Source organism: Rhodobacter sp. 4.3.4 (assembly GCF_058724655.1).
On the sequence record NZ_CM178967.1, the window covers coordinates 740,020 to 757,536 of the forward strand.

The following is a 17,517-nucleotide window of genomic DNA, read 5'->3' on the forward strand; positions in this document are numbered from 1 at the left end:
CATGCGTCTGCTTCTGATCGAAGATACCGCCGATCTGGCCGAGACCCTTGCGCGCCACCTGCGCGCCGAGGGCCATGCCGTCGATCTTGCCGGCGATGTCGAGGGCGCGCTGACGGCGCTTGCGGTGAGCGAATATGGCTGCGTGATCCTGGATCTTGGCCTGCCTGACGGCTCGGGGCTGGCGGTGCTGCGCGACCGGCGCGACCGCGGCGACCGCACCCCCTTCATCATCGCCACCGCCCGCGACCAGATTTCCGACCGCATTGCGGGGCTGGATGCCGGGGCCGATGATTACGTGGTCAAGCCCTTCGATCTGAACGAATTGTCCGCCCGCATCAGGGCCCATGCCCGGCGGGCGCAGGGCGTGCCCGAGGCGCGGATCGTGCTGGGCGAGCTGGAGGTGGACCGGGCGCTGGCGCGGGTCTGGCGGGCGGGGGCCGAGGTGCGGCTGACGGCGCGGGAATGGGCGCTGTTCGAGGCGCTTCTGGGCGCGCGCGGCCGGGTTCTGGGCAAATCCGCGCTGGAAGAGGCGCTTTACGCCTTTGATGACCGGATCGAGGGCAATGCGATCGAGGTCTATGTCTCGCGGTTGCGGGCGAAGCTTGGCCCCGCGGTGATCGAGACCCGGCGCGGTCTGGGCTACGTGCTGCCATGACCTTCTCCCCGCGCTCGATCCGCAACCGGTTGTTGCGCGCCGTGCTGGGGGTGGTGGCGCTGGGCTGGCTGGGCACGGTGGCGCTGACCGCGGTCTTCATCGACCGCGAGATGAGCGAGGGGTTCGACGAAGAGCTGGAACTGGTCGCGGAGACGACGCTGCTTGCGCTGGAAACCGGCAGCGACACGGCGGTGCCGCGGCTGGTGGGGGTCTCGCCCGGGCAGGACCAGCGGCTGTTGCGGATCATCCGCCCCGGGGTGCCCGAGCCCGCGGTGCCCTGGGTCTCGCCCGCGACAGACGGTTTTTTCGAACAGGCGGGCTGGCGCGTGTTGCGGCGCAGCGGCGATCATGAAGTGGTCGAGGTGGCGCATAATCAGGCCTGGCGGCGCTCGGAGATGGCCGAGGCGGCGGTCTCGCTGCTGATCCTGGTCGGTCCGGTGGTGGCGCTGCTGATCTGGGGCCTGCGCCGTGCGCTGCGCCGTGCGCTGGCGCCGCTCGACGATCTGGCGGAAATGATCGCCGGGCGCGGTCCCGACGATCTCTCACCCCTGCCCGAGGCCGGTCTGCCGCTGGAATTGCGCCCGCTCGCGCATGGGTTGAACGGCTATCTGGCCCGGATCGACGATCTGCGCGCGATCGAGCGCCGCTTCGTCGCCAATGCCGCGCATGAGCTGCGCACGCCGATTGCGGCGATCCGGGGGCGGCTTGATCTGCTGGGCGGGCCGGGGGCGGTGGCGGCGCTGCCGATGCTCGACGATCTGACCCGGCGGGTGGAGCGGTTGTTGCAGCTCTCGCGCTCCGAGGCGGGGCTGGGTCTGGGGCGCGGCCCCTCGGATTTGCTGCAGGTGGCGCGGCTTCTGGTTGCGGAAGCGCGGCGGCAGGGGGCGGTGGTGCATTTCGACGATGGCGATCTGGAACACCTGAGCCTGCCCGTCGATGCCGATGCTTTGGCGATCCTGATCCGCAACCTGCTGGAAAATGCGCTTGAACACGGCAGCGGGCCGGTGCGCGTGGTGATCTGCCCGGCCGAGGCGGGGCAGGGGGGCGGCGCGGCGCTGATGATCGAGAACCCGACCGCGCAGGTGGCCTTTGTCGAGGCGCCTTTCGCCAAGGGGCCGGGGTCGCGCGGGCTGGGGCTGGGGCTTTCCATCGTCGCCGCCTTGGCGACGGCGATGGGGGCGAGCGTCGAGAAGTCGATCCGCGCCGGGCTGGCGCGGGTGGTGGTGCGGTTTTAAAGCCAGCTTTCGACGACGTCGCGAAGCGCGATCCGGGCGCGCAGCTTCGTTGCCAGCAGATAGACGCCGCCGAATTTGCGTTGCAGAAACAGGCTGTCCACCGGCGGAAAGCGGAAATGATGCCGATGCGACTGCAAGGCCATGCTTTCGTCGCGCATCCGCAGCGCCAGATCGTTCTGCCCGAAATCGTACAACCCGGGCTGGCGCAAAGGCTCGACCGTCATGCGGAACATCCCCAGCAGCATCGCTTCCAGATCCTCGGGCATCTCGGCATGCAGGAAACCGATCTCGCGCGCGGCATCGCGCACGCCGGTCATGTCATCCGCAAGCCCCGCCCGCAAAAGCCGTCGATAGCGCTCGGCAAAGTCCTCGGGGAATTCCCGCGTCGCGCCGAAATCGAGCAGGATCACCCGCCCCGTCGCCGGATCATAGCGGAAATTGGCGAAATTCGGGTCGGTCTGCATCAGCCGGTACTCGAAAAGCTCGCGGAAGATCAGATCGACAATCAGCCGCATCACCCGGTCGCGTTCCGCCTGCGGCGCGGTTTCAAGGCTCTCGATCGGCACGCCCTCGACGAAGGACATCGCCAGAACCTCGCGCGTGGTCAGATCGGCATGCAGCGCGGGCACGGTGAAATCGGTGCTATTTTCCTTGAGCTGTCCGAACAGCGCCAGATATTTGCCCTCGCGCTCGTAATCGGCCTCCTCGTGCAGCTGCCGCTTTGCCTCCTCCAGCATCGGCGAGATATCGAGCCCCTTCGGCACCAGCCCGGAAATCTTCATCAGCGTCGCGACATTGTCGACATCCGAATCGATCGAGGTGCGCACGCCCGGATATTGCACCTTGATCGCCAGATCGCGGCCGTCCTTGGTCCAGGCCCGATGCACCTGCCCGATCGAGGCGGCGGCAATCGGATGCACGTCGAATTTCTTGAAATGCTTCAGGAAATCCGGCCCCCAAGCGGTGATCAGCACCTTTTTCAGCTGCGCGGGGGGCATGAAATGCGCCTCGGAGCGCAGCCGGGCCATGATCTGCGACAGCTCGGGCGGCAGCATCTCGCCCGCGTCCATCGACATCAGCTGCCCCATCTTCATCGCCGCGCCGCGCATCTGCGCCAGCTTGTCGGCAACCTTGAGCGCGTTTTGCGGCGTCAGCAGCAGATCGCTCATCACCGGGCGCTGGCCGCGGGCCAGGCTTTTTGCCCCCTCGGCCATCACCGAGCCTGCGATGCTGGAGGCCAGCCCGCCAAGCTTCGCCGCACGCACGAAGCGCGAGGACGGCACGGGCATGGGTTTCATATCGGGCTTGCGCTCGGTCATGGTCGCTCCGGGTTTGGTTTCGGTCAGATAGGACGGGGCTCAGCCCCGGCAAGAGCCGCCGCCGCCGCCGCAGCCGCAGCCGCCGCCCTGGCGCGGCGCATCGCGCAGCGTGGGAACGGCCCCGTGCCCGTGATCATGGTGGTGATCGTGGCCACCGCAGCCACAGCCGCCGTGGCCATGGTCATGTCCATCGTCGTCGTCGTGGTCATGGCCGCCGCAGCCGCCCCGGCCACCGCAGCCGCCGCGTCCGTCGCAGCCGGGCGAGAGCCCCTCCAGCGTGCGGGCGGTGCCGATCAGCGCATCCATCAAGCCCTCGGCCAGCGCCGCCGCGGCGGCTTGCGGGTCGGTCTCCTCTTCGGTCACCACCGCCAGCACGCCGCGTTCGGCCATGCGCGCGACAAAGCCCTCGCCCGCGCTGGCCGAGATCACCGCCGTCATCGCATCAAGCGGATGCGGCCCGTCGCCGTGGAACTCATGCATCGCCAGCTCTTTCGGCAGGTCAAGGCGATCCACCTCGACCGGCCCCTGATCGGCCGTCACCTCATAGACGAGAAAGCGGCGGGTCTTGCCCGCATGTCCGGTGATGGTGCGGAAATTCTGGCTGGCAACGGCGATCAGCATGGGCGCTCCTCGGGGTCAGTTGGCTTTGGCAGAGGCTTCGAGGAACAGGGTCTGCTCGGCGGTCAGCCGCATGTGACAGGCGGCGGCATAGACCATCCGGCGGGGCGAATTGCGATGCACCATCCCCTCGAAGGTGCAGCGTTTCTCGGCCCATGTCTGCCAGGCGTCAAGCATGATCTGCGTATCGTCGACGAGCCGCGGCATGCCCGCGGCGATCTGTTTCGAATAGGGCACGTCCAGCTTTTCCGCCCGCGCCTTCATCGCCTCGGCCGCCGTCAGCATGCGCTTGCGCCACCAGCCGTGTTCGTCGGCATAGCAGGCCGCGACATCGGTGGGCTGGGTGGTGGAGGGACGCTTGCGGCAGGCCTCGGCCGAAAGCCCGATGCAGGCCGCCTGCGCCTCGGGCGTCGTCGCCTCTACCATGCAATCGGCGGTGGGATTTCCCGCAAGGGCGGGCAGTGGCAGGCTCAGGCAAAGGGCAAGCGAGAGGGTCGAAACACGCATCGGCGGAAACCTTATGAAATTCCGGATGCGGGCAGATAAACGCGCGGGGCAGGGGGCGTCTGTGACCTCGTCACAAATTCCGACATCGCGCGGTCACATTTGCGCGCGTCACTTGCCCAGCGGAATGCGCCCCGGCACCGGCTCGGCCACCGCATCGGCCGGGTCTTCGACCGAGGGCAGCATCCAGGTCCAGAGTTTCTGGTCCGGCAGCGGCAGCACCATGAACCAGTGTTCCAGAAGCGCCAGCGCCGTCAGCACGGTCAACAGCACGAAGCCGATGAAGATACCGTCGGTCTGCGCATCGGCGGCGCGTTCCATCCAGCAGCCGGTGGCAAAGGTCAGCACGGTGATCGAGACCGGGAAAAGGAAGTTCATCCGGGCGTGGCGGAAATGGCTGGCCAGATGGGCCAGCGGTTTCGGCAGGAACTGGGTGTTGATCCGCGGCACGCCCAGGAACAGGTTCAGCTTCGCCGAGACGCGGGCGAAGAACAGCGTCGCGAAGGTCCAGAGGCCGAAATGATTCTCGCCGCCCCAGACCAGCACCGCGCAGAGGATCAAGGCCGAGATCAGGCCGATTTCATGCCACAAAAGCGTGCCGACCGAGCGGATGAACCGTTCCGTCATCGGCGCGAAGGGCGGGCAATGATCGCGGTTCGGACCGGCGACCACGCCCGAGAGGAAAGCCAGCTCGAACCAGCCCCAGACCGAGACGGCGGACAGGAAGGCGATATGGGCGCCGCGCACCGAGGTGTCATCGGCGGAATTCGCCATCGCGATATAGCCGCCGATCAACAGCGGCAGCCCGCCGACGACCGAGCGCATATGCGCTGCCCGGCCTGACAGGTCGGCGCGGCGGATACGCCACAGGATCGCGCCGGTGGAGAACCACCACACGAAGATCGTCGTCAGCGCCACGAGCCACGGGTTGTTCATGCGCGGCACCCCCGGTCACGGGGGCGCCGCGCTGGACCGGGGGACGCGCCCATCGCCCCGATCCGAACCGCCACGGGGGCGGTAACGCAAGACCCGCAAGGCCACGCCTGCCGCCGCGCCGGGGCGGCGGAATTCGGTCGTACGTGGCTGGTCAAAGCGGGCATGGGTTCCTCACTTCATGTCAAGAATACGCTCGAAGGCGGCCTTGCTGTCGGCGCCAAAGGCGTAAAGTTCGGTGGACCATCCGGTAGCCGGGTCTTCCATCGTCAGACGGCCATTGTCATAGCGCACGATCCGCACCGGCGGGTTGTCGGTGATCCGCGCCACGGCGCGCGAGCGGCGCACCGCGGCCGCCATCACGTCGACGAACCCGCCCTCGGGCAGATCGAGCAGCAGATTGCCCTCGGGGTCGGAGACGGTGACATGGCGGGCGTCGATATCCTTGAGCACGACCAGTTTTTCGGCGACGACCTTGCCCGGCGGCGGCACGCCCTCGCGCGGGCGGTCGGTCAGCACGGCATAGGTGGTCAGCGCCAGCGACAGGAGCGCGATGCCGATCATCGCCCGCAACAGCGGCTTCGGGATCAGTTCGGCCTCGGGCTTGCCCGCGGGTTTCGCCTCGGGGCGCTGCGGGGCAGGGGAGAGCGGAAGCTGTGCCATCTTGTTCCCCTTATTCCGCCACGGCCAGACCGGCACCGGCTTTCGGTGCGGCGACGACCTGCGGTTCGTTCAGCTTCGCCTGCGCAGCCTCGGAGAGGATGCGGGCGACCTTTTCGGCCTCGGGGATGCAGCGGAAGGCGGCCTGCGGCACGCGGAAATGCCAAGGGCGCGCATGCGGCCAGAGCACGCCATAGGACAGGCGCATGTCCGAGCGGTTCTGCAGCGCGATCGTGCCGAAGCCCTTGCGGCCGAGCTTGGCCAGCGACATCGATTCGATCACGGTGAAGGGAATGGTGAAGGTCACCTGCAGCGCGGCGCCGATGCGCAGGATCACGCGGGCCGAGGTGATGGTGTAGATCGCGGCACGGGCCTGCGCCCAGGCGAGCAGAAGCATCAGCCCGTAGACGACAGCGGCCATCAGAAGGAAAAGCACGGCACTGGGCAGCGCAACACGCGCGCCTTCCTCGTGCCACAGAAGCGTCGTGCGCCAGGCGGCGACAAACAGCATGATGCCCGTCATCCAGCGGATCTTGAACGCGTCGCGCGCCAGCATCCACATGTCGGGCTTGCCCTGCCAGAGAATCTCTTCGCCTTCCGGCAGGGGAGCGGGAATCCCCGGCTGGGGTTCGAAGTCGAAGTCATGGTCTGACATGCAGACCTCCGTATTCCAGTAGTGCGGTCAGACGGGACGGCGCGGGCGCGCGCCGTCCCCGCAGGCTCGCATCAGAGCGCGTAGGGTTTGACACCCTTGGCGTACATGTAGCCCCCGGCGATATAGGCCGAGATCTTGTCTTCTTCGAGCTTGGTGACCACATCCGGCGACTTGATGTCGGGGATGGTGTCGAACAGGTCCGAGGTGATCGCGTTGACGCGCACACGGTCCGACCAGATCTTCAGCATGGTCATCGGCAGCAGCTTTTTCTTGCCCGAGTTCAGTTCGACCTCGAGGTAACGGACCAGCTGCTCGGGGATGTCCACCCACATGTCGACGATCTTGCCGACCACTTCGGTATCCCCGGCCTGCACCGGCATGCCACGCGGATCGCGACCGGCGGAAACCTTCATCTCGGTCTTGCGCATCGGCTGGATCTTGTTGTGACCATGCGCGTCAACCTCGGGCTCGTCGCGCCGCGGCACCCACGAAGCCGGGCCCACGCCGTCGAGCATCGGGTTGCCGGTCGGACGGAACGGATAGCCTTCGTTGACCGAGGTGCGCTCAAGCGCGAGGTCGGTGCGACGGTGGGCTTCTTCGTTCTCGACCGAGGGAACGACGATCTTGCGGCCATCGGCCAGCTCGAAGGTCTTCGGCGAGGGCACCGGGAACGGACCCTGGTTGACCGAAGGCAGGCCGTCGTCGTTTTCGAGCGGATAGCCTTCGCGCATGTTCTCGGTTTGCAGATAGTAGATCAGATAGGCGAGAAACGCCCAGAACGACCAGATTGCAAGACTGGCCAGATCGAAGTCTCCGAAGAAATTGACACCGACCATGTGGTCCTCCTTTGTCAGGTTGGAAATTCGGCAAGGCCGATCCGAGCCTCGCCGGTTTCCGGCTTCTTGGGGAAAAGGCTGCCGGGGCGAACGAGCGGTCCGAGCACGGCAAGGGTGATGAAGAGCAGTCCGATTTCGGTCACATAGACCACCGTGTAGCCGAGCGCCGGGCTATCGAGTGACCCCAGATAACCCGCCGCGGCGGCGTGGGCAACGAGGTCACGCGTCGCACCCCCGATGAAGACCGCAAGCCCCGCCGCCGTGGCCTGCGCCGCACCCCAGGCGCCGAGCGCGATGCCGGCAGCACCCCGCACGACCACCATCATCGCCACGGTCAGCGTGGCAATTCCGAACATGCCGCTGCCAAGGCCGATGCCCATGGCCGCCGCGAAGAACAGCACCTTGCTGCCGAAAAGCGCCGAGAACAGCACCGCCGTAAAGGCGACGATGCCGACCAGAAGCCCGCGTGCAGCGACGCGATGCGCCACCGCGCCCTGCGACAGGCGCCGTGCCGACCAGATGAAACCGACCAGCGCGCCGAAGGCCCAGCCCGCGGTCAGCCAGGTCGTCTGCCCCACCGCGAGGCCAAGCACCTGCCCGCCATAGGGTTCGAGAAGCACGTCCTGCATCGAAAAGGCAAGCGTGCCGACCATCACCGTGGCCAGAAGCCGCAGCGCGCCCGGTTCGGCCGCCAGAAGCCCCCAGGCCTCGCGGAAGCTTTGCCGCGGCGCTTCGCGTTCGGCCTTGGTCATCGGCCGCATCACTTCCTGTTTCCACAGCGCGATGACGTTCAGCACCAGCGTCATCGCCCCGCAGCCCTGCACGACGCGGATAAGGGTGATCTGGTCGAAATCCCGCAGCAGCCAGCCGACGATCACCGCCGAAATGCCCATGCCGATCAGGAACATGACATAAAGCAGCGCGACCACCTGCGGCCGGGTTTCCTCGGTCGCGCGGTCGGCGGCCAGCGCCAGACCCGCGGTCTGCGTCATGTGCATGCCAACGCCCGCCATCAGGAAGGCGACGGCGGCAAAGGCCTCGCCCGCCCAGGCCGGACCCATGGTCTGATCGCCCGAGAGCAGGATCAGCGCGAAGGGCATCAGCGCCAGCCCGCCCATCTGCCACAGCGAGCCGAACCACAGATAGGGCACCCGCTTCCAGCCAAGCGCCGAGCGGTAGGTGTCGGAGCGGTGGCCAAGGATGGCGCGGAAGGGCGCCACCAGCACCGGAATCGAGATCATCGCCGCCACGACAAGCGCAGGCACGCCCAGCTCCAGGATCATCACCCGGTTGAGCGTGCCCAGAAGCAGCACCTGCGCCATGCCGACGGAAACCTGAAACAGCGACAGCCGCAGCAATTGCCGCAGCGGCAGGGTTTCGGACGCCGCATCGGCGAAGGGCAGCCAGGTCATCGCCAGCGAACCGATCATGCGGCGGGAGAGTATCATGGCCGATACTCCAGGCATTCCGAGATGTAGAAACCGCGCGCGACGCGGTCGATCTTGATCAGGCTGTCGCCCGCATGGCGCTGCAGCTTGTCGAGCGCATGCGGGATCATCACCGGCGAGCGGTTCGACCGCGGGAAAAGCTTGCCCAGCCACCAGAACGCCATCAGGAAGGCTGTTCTCGGCGCGACGGTGAAGACGATGGCGCTATGGGTGCGCTTGCCCAGTTCCGTCAGCACCCGGCCGATGTCCGGGGCGCGGTAATAGATCAGGCTGTCCATCGCCACGACATAATCGAACTGGCCAAGCGCCGGGTCCGCCATGTCGCCAACATGGAAGCTGACCTTGTTGCGCAGCTCGGGCGGCAGGCGGTCCTTGGCGATGTCGATCAGCTGCGGCGAGATATCCACCGCCACCACATCGGCGCCGCGTTTGGCCAGTTCCACCGTCGTCAGCCCGGTGCCGCAGCCCGCATCCATGACGCGGCAGCCGGTCAGATCGTCGGGCAGACGCGAGAGCATGACCGCGCGCATCGTGTCGCGGCCCTCGCGCACGGTCTGGCGGACCTTGCTCACTTTCGCATCCGCGGTCGTCAGCCGTTCCCAGGCGCGGGTGGCGGTGCGGTCGAAATAGTGTTCGACGCGGTTGCGGATCTCTGCGTAATCGGAGGCCATCTCAGTCGAATCCCAGAAGTTCGAAGATATGGCGATCGGTCAGCGGCTCGGGCGTCAGGCCCGGCTCGCCGGTCGAACGCCAGAGCGTCTCGGCCAGACGGATGTATTCGGCGCGCGCCATCACCACATCCTCGGCATCGTCCATCTCGAACAGGGTGCGCTTTTTCAGCCGCGAGCGGCGGATGGAGTCGAGATCCGGCATATGGGCGATGCGCTTGAAATTGGCGGCTTCGCAGTAGCGGTCGACCTCGTTCGTCTCGCGCGAGCGGTTCGCCACGCAGCCCGCAAGGCGAACCTTGTAGTTGACCGATTTCGCCTGCACCGCCGCGATGATGCGGTTCATCGCATAGATGCTGTCAAAGTCGTTCGCGGTCACGATCAGCGCCCGGTCGGCATGCTGCAAGGGGGCCGCAAAGCCGCCGCAGACCACGTCGCCCAGAACGTCGAAAACGACCACATCGGTGTCTTCCAGCAGGTGATGCTGCTTGAGCAGCTTCACCGTCTGACCAACGACATAGCCGCCGCAGCCGGTGCCCGCGGGCGGGCCGCCCGCTTCGACGCACATCACGCCGTTGAAGCCTTCGGTCACGTAATCTTCGGGGCGCAGTTCTTCCGGGTGGAAGTTCACCTGCTTGAGCACGTCGATCACGGTTTCCTGCAGCCGCCCCGTCAGGGTGAAGGTGCTGTCATGCTTCGGATCGCAGCCGATCTGCAGCACGCGCTTGCCCAGAAGCGAGAACGCGGCCGAGAGGTTCGAAGAGGTCGTCGATTTGCCGATCCCCCCCTTGCCGTAGACCGAGAACACGCGCGCGCCGCCGACATCGAGGCCGATGTCTTCGCTGTCGTGCACCTGCACCGAGCCCTCGCCGTCACCGTCGAAGCCCTTCAGGTCGGGAATGTCGTCGCGCGGGCTCATGCGGCCCTCCTTTTCGTCGTCGTCCATGTCATTCTGCCGCAACGCCTTCCATCCGGTCCTCCAACTCGTCCGCGGCGGCTTGCAGCGCGGCCAGAGTTGCAGCATCCGGCTGCCAGTAGTTGCGGTCCGAAGCTTCCAGAAGCCGTTGCGCCATCCGGCTCGACGCGGCCGAGTTCAGGCTGGCCAGCCGCTCGCGCATCTCGTCGTCAAGGACAAAGGTTTCCGAAAGCCGTTGATAGACCCAAGGTTCAACCTGCCCTGTCGTGGCAGACCAGCCAAGGGTGTTCGTCACCTGCGCTTCGATCTGCCGCACGCCTTCGGCGCCGTGTTTGAGCAGCCCTTCGTAGAATTTCGGGTTCAGGCTGCGCGCCCGGGTCTCCAGCGCGATCTGGTCTTGCAGCGTGCGCACCGTGCCCGCGCCGCGGGTCTGGTCGCCGATATAGACCGGCGTTTCCTTGCCGCCCTGCGCCCGTTTCGTCGCCCGCGCGATGCCGCCCAGCGTGTCGAAATAGTGATCGACGGTGGTCACGCCCAGTTCGACGGATTCAAGGTTCTGATAGGCCAGATCGACCTTGGACAGCACGTTTTGCAGCAGGTTCACCTGTTTCGTCGACTTGCCGTCCCGCCCATAGGCAAAGGATTTGCGCGACTCATAGGCATCGGCCAGCTCGTCCTCATCGCCAAAACCGGCCGAGCCGACCAGCGTGTTGACGTTCGAGCCATAAGCCCCCTCGGCATTCGAGAACACCCGCAGCGAGGCGGTCTCGAAGTCCATCCCGGTGTCCTGCATCGTGGCGAGCACGTTCGCCCGGATGAAGTTCTGCGCCAGCGGCTCATTCTCCGCGCTGGCGCACAGGTAAGCGGCCTCGGCCAGAAGCTTCGTCTGCAACGGCAGCAGGTCGCGGAAGATGCCCGAGAGCGTCATCACCACATCGATGCGCGGACGGCCAAGTTCGGCCAGCGGGATCAGCTCTGCCCCGGCCAGGCGCCCGTAGGTGTCGAACCGCGGCCGCGCGCCCATCAGCGCCAGCGCCTGACCGATCGGGCCGCCATCCGACTTGATGTTGTCCGAGCCCCACAAAACCAGCGCGATCGAGCGCGGCAGGGTGGGGTGGGTGGCCAGAAGCCGCGCCGCCTGCGCCGCGCCGTCGCGGATCGCAAAGGCGGTCGGCATGCGGAACGGGTCGAAGGCGTGGATGTTGCGCCCGGTCGGCAGGATCTCGGGCGAGCGCACCAGATCCCCGCCCGGCACCGGCGGCACATAGCGGCCATCAAGCGCGCGCAAAAGCCCGGCGATTTCATGCTCTTCCTGCAGAAGCTTGTCCGCCCGCGCACGGTCGGCATTCTCCGGCATCAGATCAAGCATCTCGGCCCGGGCCTCGGCGGTCATCGGACGGCCGACGACATGCAGACCCTCGGTGATCAGCGCGCCTTCGGTTTCAAGGAGTTTCTCCCACAGCGTCGAGAGGTCCGAGGCGTCCATGTTCACGCCCTTGGCCTGTTCGCGCACCAGCGCCTCCAGATCCTCGCATTCGGGCGAGTCGGGGGGCAGGGCGCGCAGACGGCCAAGGCTTTCCTTGATCTCGGCCAGACCCTTGTAGAGGCCCGATTGCGCCAAGGGCGGGGTCAGGTGGCTGACGATGACCGCATTCGAGCGGCGTTTCGCAAGGGTGGCTTCCGACGGGTTGTTGGCGGCATAAAGATAGACGTTCGGCAGGTTGCCGATCAGCCGATCCGGCCAGCAGGCCTCGCACATGCCCGCCTGTTTGCCGGGCATGAATTCAAGCGCCCCGTGCATGCCGAAGTGCAGCAGCGTGTCGGCGGCGAAATCCTCGCGCAGCCAGCGGTAGAAGGCCGCAAAGGCATGGGTCGGAGCGAAGCCCTTCTCGAACAGAAGCCGCATCGGGTCGCCTTCATAGCCGAAGACCGGCTGCAGCCCGACGAAGACATTGCCGAACTGACGGCCCAGAACGAAGACGTCCCGCCCGTCGGTCTGGTGCTTGCCGGGGGTGGAGCCCCAGGCGGCCTCGATGTCCTTGAGCCATTTCGTGCGGGCGACGAATTCGGCGGCCGGAATCCGGGCGGCGATCTGCGCCGGTTGCCCATGCGTCGTGTTCGGACCGCAGAGCACCGCGTCGCGCAGCTCCTGCACGCTTTCGGGCAGCTCGCCCATCTGGTAGCCCGAAGCCTTCATCGCGTGCATCACGTTGAAAAGGCTCTCAAAGACCGACAGATATGCAGCGGTCCCGGCCGCCCCCGCATTCGGCGGGAAGCCGTAAAGCACGATGCCGACCTTGCGCTCCGCGACCTTGGAGCGGCGCAGCTTCGCCATGCGGACGACCTTGTCCACCAGCGTCTCGATCCGCTCGGGGCAGGGGGCCATGGCGTGGCTTTCGGCTTCCGGATCGGGTTTGCAACCGCGTGCACAGGTCACGCAGCCCGCCGGATCATGGCGGCCCGCGAAAACGGTCGGGTTCGTCGCGCCGTCGATTTCCGGCAGCGCGATCAGCATGGTGGTTTCTACCGGGCCAAGTCCGCCGCCCGAGGCCCGCCATTGCCCCAGCGTCTGGAATTCCAGCGGCTGCGCGGTGACGTAAGGAACATCAAGCGCTTTCAGCGTTTCGACCGCCGCATCGCTGTCGTTATAGGCCGGGCCCCCGACGAGCGAGAAGCCCGAGAGCGACAGCAGCGTGTCGATCTTGCCGTGCAGGAATTCCTCGATCGCCGGGCGGCCATCCAGGCCACCGGCAAAGGCGGGCAGAACGGCGACGCCATGCGCCTGCAATTCGCGGATCACCGCATCATAATGCGCGGTGTCCTTGGCCAGAATGTAGCTGCGCAGCATCAAAAGACCGATCGTCGCGACCGGGTTAGCGGGCTGCGGCAGCTTGGAAGGATCGGTGGTGATCCGGCCCGGCATGTCGGGGTGATAAAGTCCGACCTCGGGGTAGTCGATCGGCGCCGCCGCCTTGATGCCGCGCCAGTCGCGGTTGTCGGCATAGCGGCCCACCAGATAGCGGACCATCGATTCGATGTTGTCTTCGGAGCCGCCCAGCCAATATTGCATGCACAGGAACCAGGCGCGCAGATCCTGCGCTTTGCCCGGGATGAATTTCAGCATCTTCGGGATCGTGCGCAGCATCGACATCTGCTTTTCGGCAGATCCGGCACCGGGTTCGTTCTTGCCGCGCAGCTTTTTCAAAAGCGCCATCGGCCCCGAAGCGGGCTTGGTCATGTCCAGATCGCCCATCTTCGTCAGACGGACCACCTGCGGATCGGCGACCATGCCGACAAAGGCATCCAGAGTGTCACGCACCGCCTGCATCTCGGGCACGATCATCTGCAGATGTTCGTCGATGAACAGAAGGTTCGCGACAACGATATTGGCGTTCAGCACGGCCGCTTTCGCAGCGGCGAGCTTGGCCGGGTTTTCCGACCATTCGGCAGCGGCGTGGACGGAGACATGGATGTCGGGGAAGTCGTGTTGCAGCCGCGGCAAAGCGCGGGCAGCCGGACCGGCGGCATGCTGGTCGAGCGTGATGATCACGACGTTATAACCGCCCGGACGGTGCGGCGGCAGCGGCAGGGTTCCGCTCATCGACTCATCGTGCATAATGGGCCTTGGCCTCATAGAGGGTTTCGACGGTGATGTCGCACACGCCTTTGTGCGCGGCATAAAGTTCGGTGTTGCGCTTGGCCTTGCCCCGGACAAAGAACGGGATCTTGCGCAATTCGCGCTCGGCCTCGGGCAGCCAGCGGATTTCACCGCTGGCCTGGGTCACGACTACCGGCGAGGGCGCTGCCGGGGTGTCGGAGGTCGCCGCTGGGGCCGCTTCGGCCGGGACGACAGGGGATTCTTCCCGGGCGACCGCCTTGCCGCCATGATGGCTGGCACCGGCCGCGTCGTGGAATTCGAAATCTTCGCGGAACATCGTCAGCAGATGTTCCTCAAGCCCCATCACCAGCGGATGCACCCAGGTGTCGAAAAGGACGTTCGCGCCTTCAAAGCCCATCTGCGGGGCGTAGCGGGCGGGGAAGTCCTGCACATGGACGGGGGCCGAGATCACCGCGCAGGGCAGGCCCAGCTTTTTCGCGATGTTGCGCTCCATCTGCGTGCCAAGGATCAGCTCGGGTGCTGCGGCCTCGATGGCCTTTTCGACCTCAAGGTAATCGTCGGTGATCAGCGCCTCGAGCCCGTATTCGGCGGCGGCGGTGCGCAGCGGGCGGGCCATCTCGCGGTTGTAGCAGCCCATGCCGACGACTTCGAAACCGACTTCCTTCGCGGCGATCCGCGCGGCGGCAATGACATGGGTGCCGTCGCCGAAGATGAAGACGCGCTTGCCGGTCAGGTAGGTCGAGTCGACGGACGCGCTCCACCAGGGTTGCCGCAGCGTCGATTCGTCGGTGACGACGGGCAGGCCGGTGATCTTGCTCACCTCGGCCAGGAAATCGCGGGTGGCGCCGACGCCGATCGGCACGATCTTGGTGAAAGGCTGCTTGCAGGCGCGCTCCAGATGCCGCGCCGCCGATTCCCCGGTTTCGGGATACATCAGCACGTTGAAATGCGCCTGACCGAGCTTGCGCAGGTCATCGGGGCTGGCGCCCAAGGGCGCGCAGACATTGACCTTGATCCCCATCGTGGCCAGAAGCTTCGTCACCTCGGCCACGTCGTCGCGATGACGGAAGCCAAGCGCGGTGGCGCCGAGCAGGTTGCAGGTCACCTCGGGCGTGCGCTCCATCGGCACGGCCAGCGCGCGCACCAGCGCGCGGAAGGTCTCGTCCGCGCCGTAGTTTTCCTTGCGCGAATAGCTCGGCAGTTCCAGCGGCACGACCGGGATGGGCAGGTTCAGCGCGCGGGAAATCCCGTTCGGATCGTCTTGCAGCAGTTCCGCCGTGCAGGTCAGCGCCACCGCCATCGCCTGCGGCTTGTAGCGCGCATGGGCGGCGGCCAGCGCGTCCTTCAGCAAAATCGCGGTGTCGGTGCCCATATGCGAGGCTTCGAAGGTGGAAAAGCTCACCGGCGGGCGGGCATTGCGGCGCTCGATCATCGTGAAGAGAAGATCGGCGTAGGTGTCGCCTTGCGGCCCGTGCAGCACCAGCTGCAGGTCCTTCATTGCGGTCGCAACACGCATCGCGCCGACATGCGGCGGGCCCTCATAGGTCCAGAGCGTCAGCTTCATGCCGCGCCTCCGTTCAGCAATGCACGACGGCGCAACGGGCGCGAGAACAACCCGGCCAGATCCCCCGCCTGCTCGTAGAAATGCACCGGCGTGAACACCAGTTCGATTGCCCACTTCGTCGCATGACCGTTGGCCTCGAGCGGGTTCGCCAGCCCCAGACCGCAAACGGTCAGATCGGGGTTGATCGCCTCGTGCCGGTCCAGCTGGGCTTCCAGATCCTGCCCCTCGGTCAGCGCGGTGTTCGACGGCAGCAGCGCCAGATCCGGCGCCATGATCGCCTTATGCAGGAAGGGGGTGGCAATCTCGGTCGTCTTCATGCCGCATTCGCGCGCCAGAAACCGCGCCAGCGGAATTTCCAGCTGGCTGTCGGGGAACATGAAAAGCGACTTGCCGGTGAGCGTCTCAAGATGCGCGGCAATCGCCTTTTTCGCCCGGGCGCGGGGCGCGGCGGTGACGGCCTCGAACTTTTCAGCCGAGACGCCATAGGCATCGGCCACGGCCTTCAGCCAGAGCGTCGTGCCTTCCTCGCCAAAGGGGAAGGGGGCCACGATCCGCTTCGCGCCGCGCCGTTCCAGAGCCCCGGCGGTTTCGCCAAGGAAAGGCTGCGCCAGAATGAACCGGGTGTTCGGCCCGACGGCGGGCTCGATGTCCGAGCGCCGCGCGGGCAGCATCCGCACCGGGCCGACGCCCAGTTGCGTCAGAAGCGACAGGCACTGATCCTCGACCACATCGGGCAGGGCGCCGACGACGATCAGTTCGGCCGCGTCGGTGGTGTCGAGCGTCGGCACCATCGCGGCAAGGCAGGTGTCCTCGCCTTGCGTGAAGGTCGTATCCAGACCCGAGCCGGTGTAGCTGTAAACCCGCACATGCGGCGCGTGGATGCCGCTCAGCCGTTCGGCGGCGCGGTCAAGATCGAGCTTGAGCACTTCGGAGGGGCAGGAGCCGACTAGGAACAGCTGCCGGATATCGGGGCGACGCTCCAGAAGCTTCGCCACCTCGCGGTCCAGCTCCTTGTGCGCATCGGCCAGACCCGCCAGATCCTGCTCTTCCAGAACGGCGGTGCCGAAGCGCGGCTCGGCAAAGATCATCACGCCCGCGGCGGCCTGCAGCAGATGCGCGCAGGTGCGCGAGCCGACGACCAGAAAGAAGGCATCCTGCATCTTGCGGTGCAGCCAGACGATCGAGGTCAGGCCGCAAAACACGGCTTTCTGACCACGCTCGCGCCGCACCGGAGAATCGGTGCAGCCGAAAGTCGGCGAATCGAGGCTCATCGCGTCCCCCGTTCCATCACCAGGGAGCCGGCGTCTTCGGAAGCTGCCTGAAGCCGCGCCTGACGCAGTTTCCACAGGAACTGTCCGGCGTTGATGACATAGGTTGCATAGGCAGCCAGCGCGATGAACATTTGCAGCTCATGCGGTTGGCCGGTGAAAAGCGCCCAGAGATAGGCCGTGTGCAGCGCGATCACCCCGAAGGAAAACACGTCCTCCCAGAAGAAGGCGGGGGCGAAAAGATACTGCCCGAACACGACTTTTTCCCAGATCGCTCCGGTCACCATGATCGTGTAAAGCAAAAGCGTCTTGATCAGGATCGAGATCGTCGCAGCCTCGTAACCCTCTCCGGTGAAAAGGAATCTCACCACGAGCACGAGAGAGATACCGAAGACCAGGAACTGCAGCGGCGCCAGGATGGCCTGCACCACGGTCCACGGAGTCGCGTCCCTGCGGGCGCGTTCTTCCTCGGTGTAGAGTGCCTTTCGCGACGGGTTTTGGGGGGAGTTTGGCATAGTGGCAGCCAGCCTTTCTTCGTGAGCGCACTCTGCCGTGAAACTGGGCTTGTCACGAGAAAGTGTCAATGAAAACTTACACTCAGGGGCGGGACGAAACGCCG

16 protein-coding genes are annotated in these 17,517 nt (G+C 66.1%); 2 read left to right on the forward strand and 14 right to left on the reverse strand.

Annotation, left to right across the window (positions count from 1 at the left end; all coding sequences use genetic code 11):
• Position 1 precedes the first annotated feature (1 nt).
• Both AC4PTB_RS03580 and AC4PTB_RS03585 read left to right on the forward strand, forming a co-directional pair.
• Positions 2-655, forward strand: a complete 654-nt coding sequence (locus AC4PTB_RS03580) for a response regulator transcription factor (protein ID WP_492191729.1) — start codon at positions 2-4, stop codon at positions 653-655.
• Complete coding sequence (locus AC4PTB_RS03585; RefSeq protein ID WP_492191730.1) at positions 652-1,890, forward strand: sensor histidine kinase; 1,239 nt, start codon at positions 652-654, stop codon at positions 1,888-1,890. The genes AC4PTB_RS03580 and AC4PTB_RS03585 overlap by 4 nt, the downstream gene beginning before the upstream one ends.
• Here the strand turns inward: AC4PTB_RS03585 and AC4PTB_RS03590 are convergent.
• The 14 genes from AC4PTB_RS03590 to bchF form a co-directional block, all read right to left on the reverse strand.
• The gene (locus AC4PTB_RS03590; protein ID WP_492191731.1) at positions 1,887-3,209 is read right to left on the reverse strand and encodes an ABC1 kinase family protein; all 1,323 of its coding nucleotides are present in this window, start codon (positions 3,207-3,209) and stop codon (positions 1,887-1,889) included. The two genes, AC4PTB_RS03585 and AC4PTB_RS03590, sit on opposite strands and share 4 nt — an antisense overlap.
• 39 nt (positions 3,210-3,248) lie before the next feature.
• Positions 3,249-3,830: a NifB/NifX family molybdenum-iron cluster-binding protein gene (locus tag AC4PTB_RS03595; RefSeq protein ID WP_492191732.1), complete on the reverse strand. Its 582-nt coding sequence runs from the start codon at positions 3,828-3,830 to the stop codon at positions 3,249-3,251.
• Between the two features lie 15 nt (positions 3,831-3,845).
• Positions 3,846-4,334, reverse strand: coding sequence for a lysozyme inhibitor LprI family protein (locus AC4PTB_RS03600; RefSeq protein WP_492191733.1), 489 nt, complete (start codon positions 4,332-4,334; stop codon positions 3,846-3,848).
• A 108-nt stretch (positions 4,335-4,442) separates the two neighbouring features.
• Positions 4,443-5,267 carry a putative photosynthetic complex assembly protein PuhE gene (puhE, locus tag AC4PTB_RS03605; protein WP_492191734.1) on the reverse strand — a complete coding sequence of 275 codons (825 nt, stop codon included), beginning with the start codon at positions 5,265-5,267 and terminating at the stop codon, positions 4,443-4,445.
• Between the two features lie 171 nt (positions 5,268-5,438).
• Entirely contained in the window at positions 5,439-5,927 is a 489-nt protein-coding gene (puhC, locus tag AC4PTB_RS03610; protein WP_492191735.1) for a photosynthetic complex assembly protein PuhC, read from the reverse strand.
• A 10-nt stretch (positions 5,928-5,937) separates the two neighbouring features.
• Complete coding sequence (gene puhB, locus AC4PTB_RS03615) at positions 5,938-6,579, reverse strand: photosynthetic complex putative assembly protein PuhB (protein WP_492191736.1); 642 nt, start codon at positions 6,577-6,579, stop codon at positions 5,938-5,940.
• A 71-nt stretch (positions 6,580-6,650) separates the two neighbouring features.
• Positions 6,651-7,415, reverse strand: a complete 765-nt coding sequence (gene puhA, locus AC4PTB_RS03620) for a photosynthetic reaction center subunit H (RefSeq protein WP_492191737.1) — start codon at positions 7,413-7,415, stop codon at positions 6,651-6,653.
• A gap of 14 nt (positions 7,416-7,429) precedes the next feature.
• Positions 7,430-8,863 carry a PucC family protein gene (locus AC4PTB_RS03625; protein WP_492191738.1) on the reverse strand — a complete coding sequence of 478 codons (1,434 nt, stop codon included), beginning with the start codon at positions 8,861-8,863 and terminating at the stop codon, positions 7,430-7,432.
• On the reverse strand, positions 8,860-9,534 hold the full coding sequence (gene bchM / locus AC4PTB_RS03630) for a magnesium protoporphyrin IX methyltransferase (RefSeq protein ID WP_492191739.1): 675 nt from the start codon (positions 9,532-9,534) through the stop codon (positions 8,860-8,862). Before bchM ends, AC4PTB_RS03625 begins: the two co-directional genes overlap by 4 nt.
• A gap of 1 nt (position 9,535) precedes the next feature.
• The gene (gene bchL / locus AC4PTB_RS03635) at positions 9,536-10,450 is read right to left on the reverse strand and encodes a ferredoxin:protochlorophyllide reductase (ATP-dependent) iron-sulfur ATP-binding protein (protein ID WP_492191740.1); all 915 of its coding nucleotides are present in this window, start codon (positions 10,448-10,450) and stop codon (positions 9,536-9,538) included.
• A gap of 28 nt (positions 10,451-10,478) precedes the next feature.
• Positions 10,479-14,048, reverse strand: coding sequence for a magnesium chelatase subunit H (locus tag AC4PTB_RS03640; RefSeq protein WP_492191741.1), 3,570 nt, complete (start codon positions 14,046-14,048; stop codon positions 10,479-10,481).
• A 4-nt stretch (positions 14,049-14,052) separates the two neighbouring features.
• A complete protein-coding gene (gene bchB / locus AC4PTB_RS03645) occupies positions 14,053-15,630 on the reverse strand; it encodes a ferredoxin:protochlorophyllide reductase (ATP-dependent) subunit B (RefSeq protein ID WP_492191742.1) in 1,578 nt (525 codons plus the stop codon).
• The gene (locus tag AC4PTB_RS03650) at positions 15,627-16,901 is read right to left on the reverse strand and encodes a ferredoxin:protochlorophyllide reductase (ATP-dependent) subunit N (RefSeq protein ID WP_492191743.1); all 1,275 of its coding nucleotides are present in this window, start codon (positions 16,899-16,901) and stop codon (positions 15,627-15,629) included. The genes bchB and AC4PTB_RS03650 overlap by 4 nt, the downstream gene beginning before the upstream one ends.
• On the reverse strand, positions 16,898-17,413 hold the full coding sequence (gene bchF, locus AC4PTB_RS03655; protein WP_055209586.1) for a 2-vinyl bacteriochlorophyllide hydratase: 516 nt from the start codon (positions 17,411-17,413) through the stop codon (positions 16,898-16,900). The genes AC4PTB_RS03650 and bchF overlap by 4 nt, the downstream gene beginning before the upstream one ends.
• Positions 17,414-17,517 lie beyond the last annotated feature (104 nt).

Coding starts and splice junctions, on each gene's coding strand:
- AC4PTB_RS03625 (WP_492191738.1), bottom strand. CDS start 8,863: ATGATACTCTCCCGCCGCATGATCGGTTCGCTGGCGATGACCTGGCTG.
- AC4PTB_RS03585 (WP_492191730.1), top strand. CDS start 652: ATGACCTTCTCCCCGCGCTCGATCCGCAACCGGTTGTTGCGCGCCGTG.
- puhA (WP_492191737.1), bottom strand. CDS start 7,415: ATGGTCGGTGTCAATTTCTTCGGAGACTTCGATCTGGCCAGTCTTGCA.
- AC4PTB_RS03600 (WP_492191733.1), bottom strand. CDS start 4,334: ATGCGTGTTTCGACCCTCTCGCTTGCCCTTTGCCTGAGCCTGCCACTG.
- AC4PTB_RS03640 (WP_492191741.1), bottom strand. CDS start 14,048: ATGAGCGGAACCCTGCCGCTGCCGCCGCACCGTCCGGGCGGTTATAAC.
- bchL (WP_492191740.1), bottom strand. CDS start 10,450: ATGAGCCCGCGCGACGACATTCCCGACCTGAAGGGCTTCGACGGTGAC.
- puhC (WP_492191735.1), bottom strand. CDS start 5,927: ATGGCACAGCTTCCGCTCTCCCCTGCCCCGCAGCGCCCCGAGGCGAAA.
- bchB (WP_492191742.1), bottom strand. CDS start 15,630: ATGAAGCTGACGCTCTGGACCTATGAGGGCCCGCCGCATGTCGGCGCG.
- bchM (WP_492191739.1), bottom strand. CDS start 9,534: ATGGCCTCCGATTACGCAGAGATCCGCAACCGCGTCGAACACTATTTC.
- AC4PTB_RS03650 (WP_492191743.1), bottom strand. CDS start 16,901: ATGAGCCTCGATTCGCCGACTTTCGGCTGCACCGATTCTCCGGTGCGG.
- AC4PTB_RS03590 (WP_492191731.1), bottom strand. CDS start 3,209: ATGACCGAGCGCAAGCCCGATATGAAACCCATGCCCGTGCCGTCCTCG.
- bchF (WP_055209586.1), bottom strand. CDS start 17,413: ATGCCAAACTCCCCCCAAAACCCGTCGCGAAAGGCACTCTACACCGAG.
- AC4PTB_RS03595 (WP_492191732.1), bottom strand. CDS start 3,830: ATGCTGATCGCCGTTGCCAGCCAGAATTTCCGCACCATCACCGGACAT.
- AC4PTB_RS03580 (WP_492191729.1), top strand. CDS start 2: ATGCGTCTGCTTCTGATCGAAGATACCGCCGATCTGGCCGAGACCCTT.
- puhE (WP_492191734.1), bottom strand. CDS start 5,267: ATGAACAACCCGTGGCTCGTGGCGCTGACGACGATCTTCGTGTGGTGG.
- puhB (WP_492191736.1), bottom strand. CDS start 6,579: ATGTCAGACCATGACTTCGACTTCGAACCCCAGCCGGGGATTCCCGCT.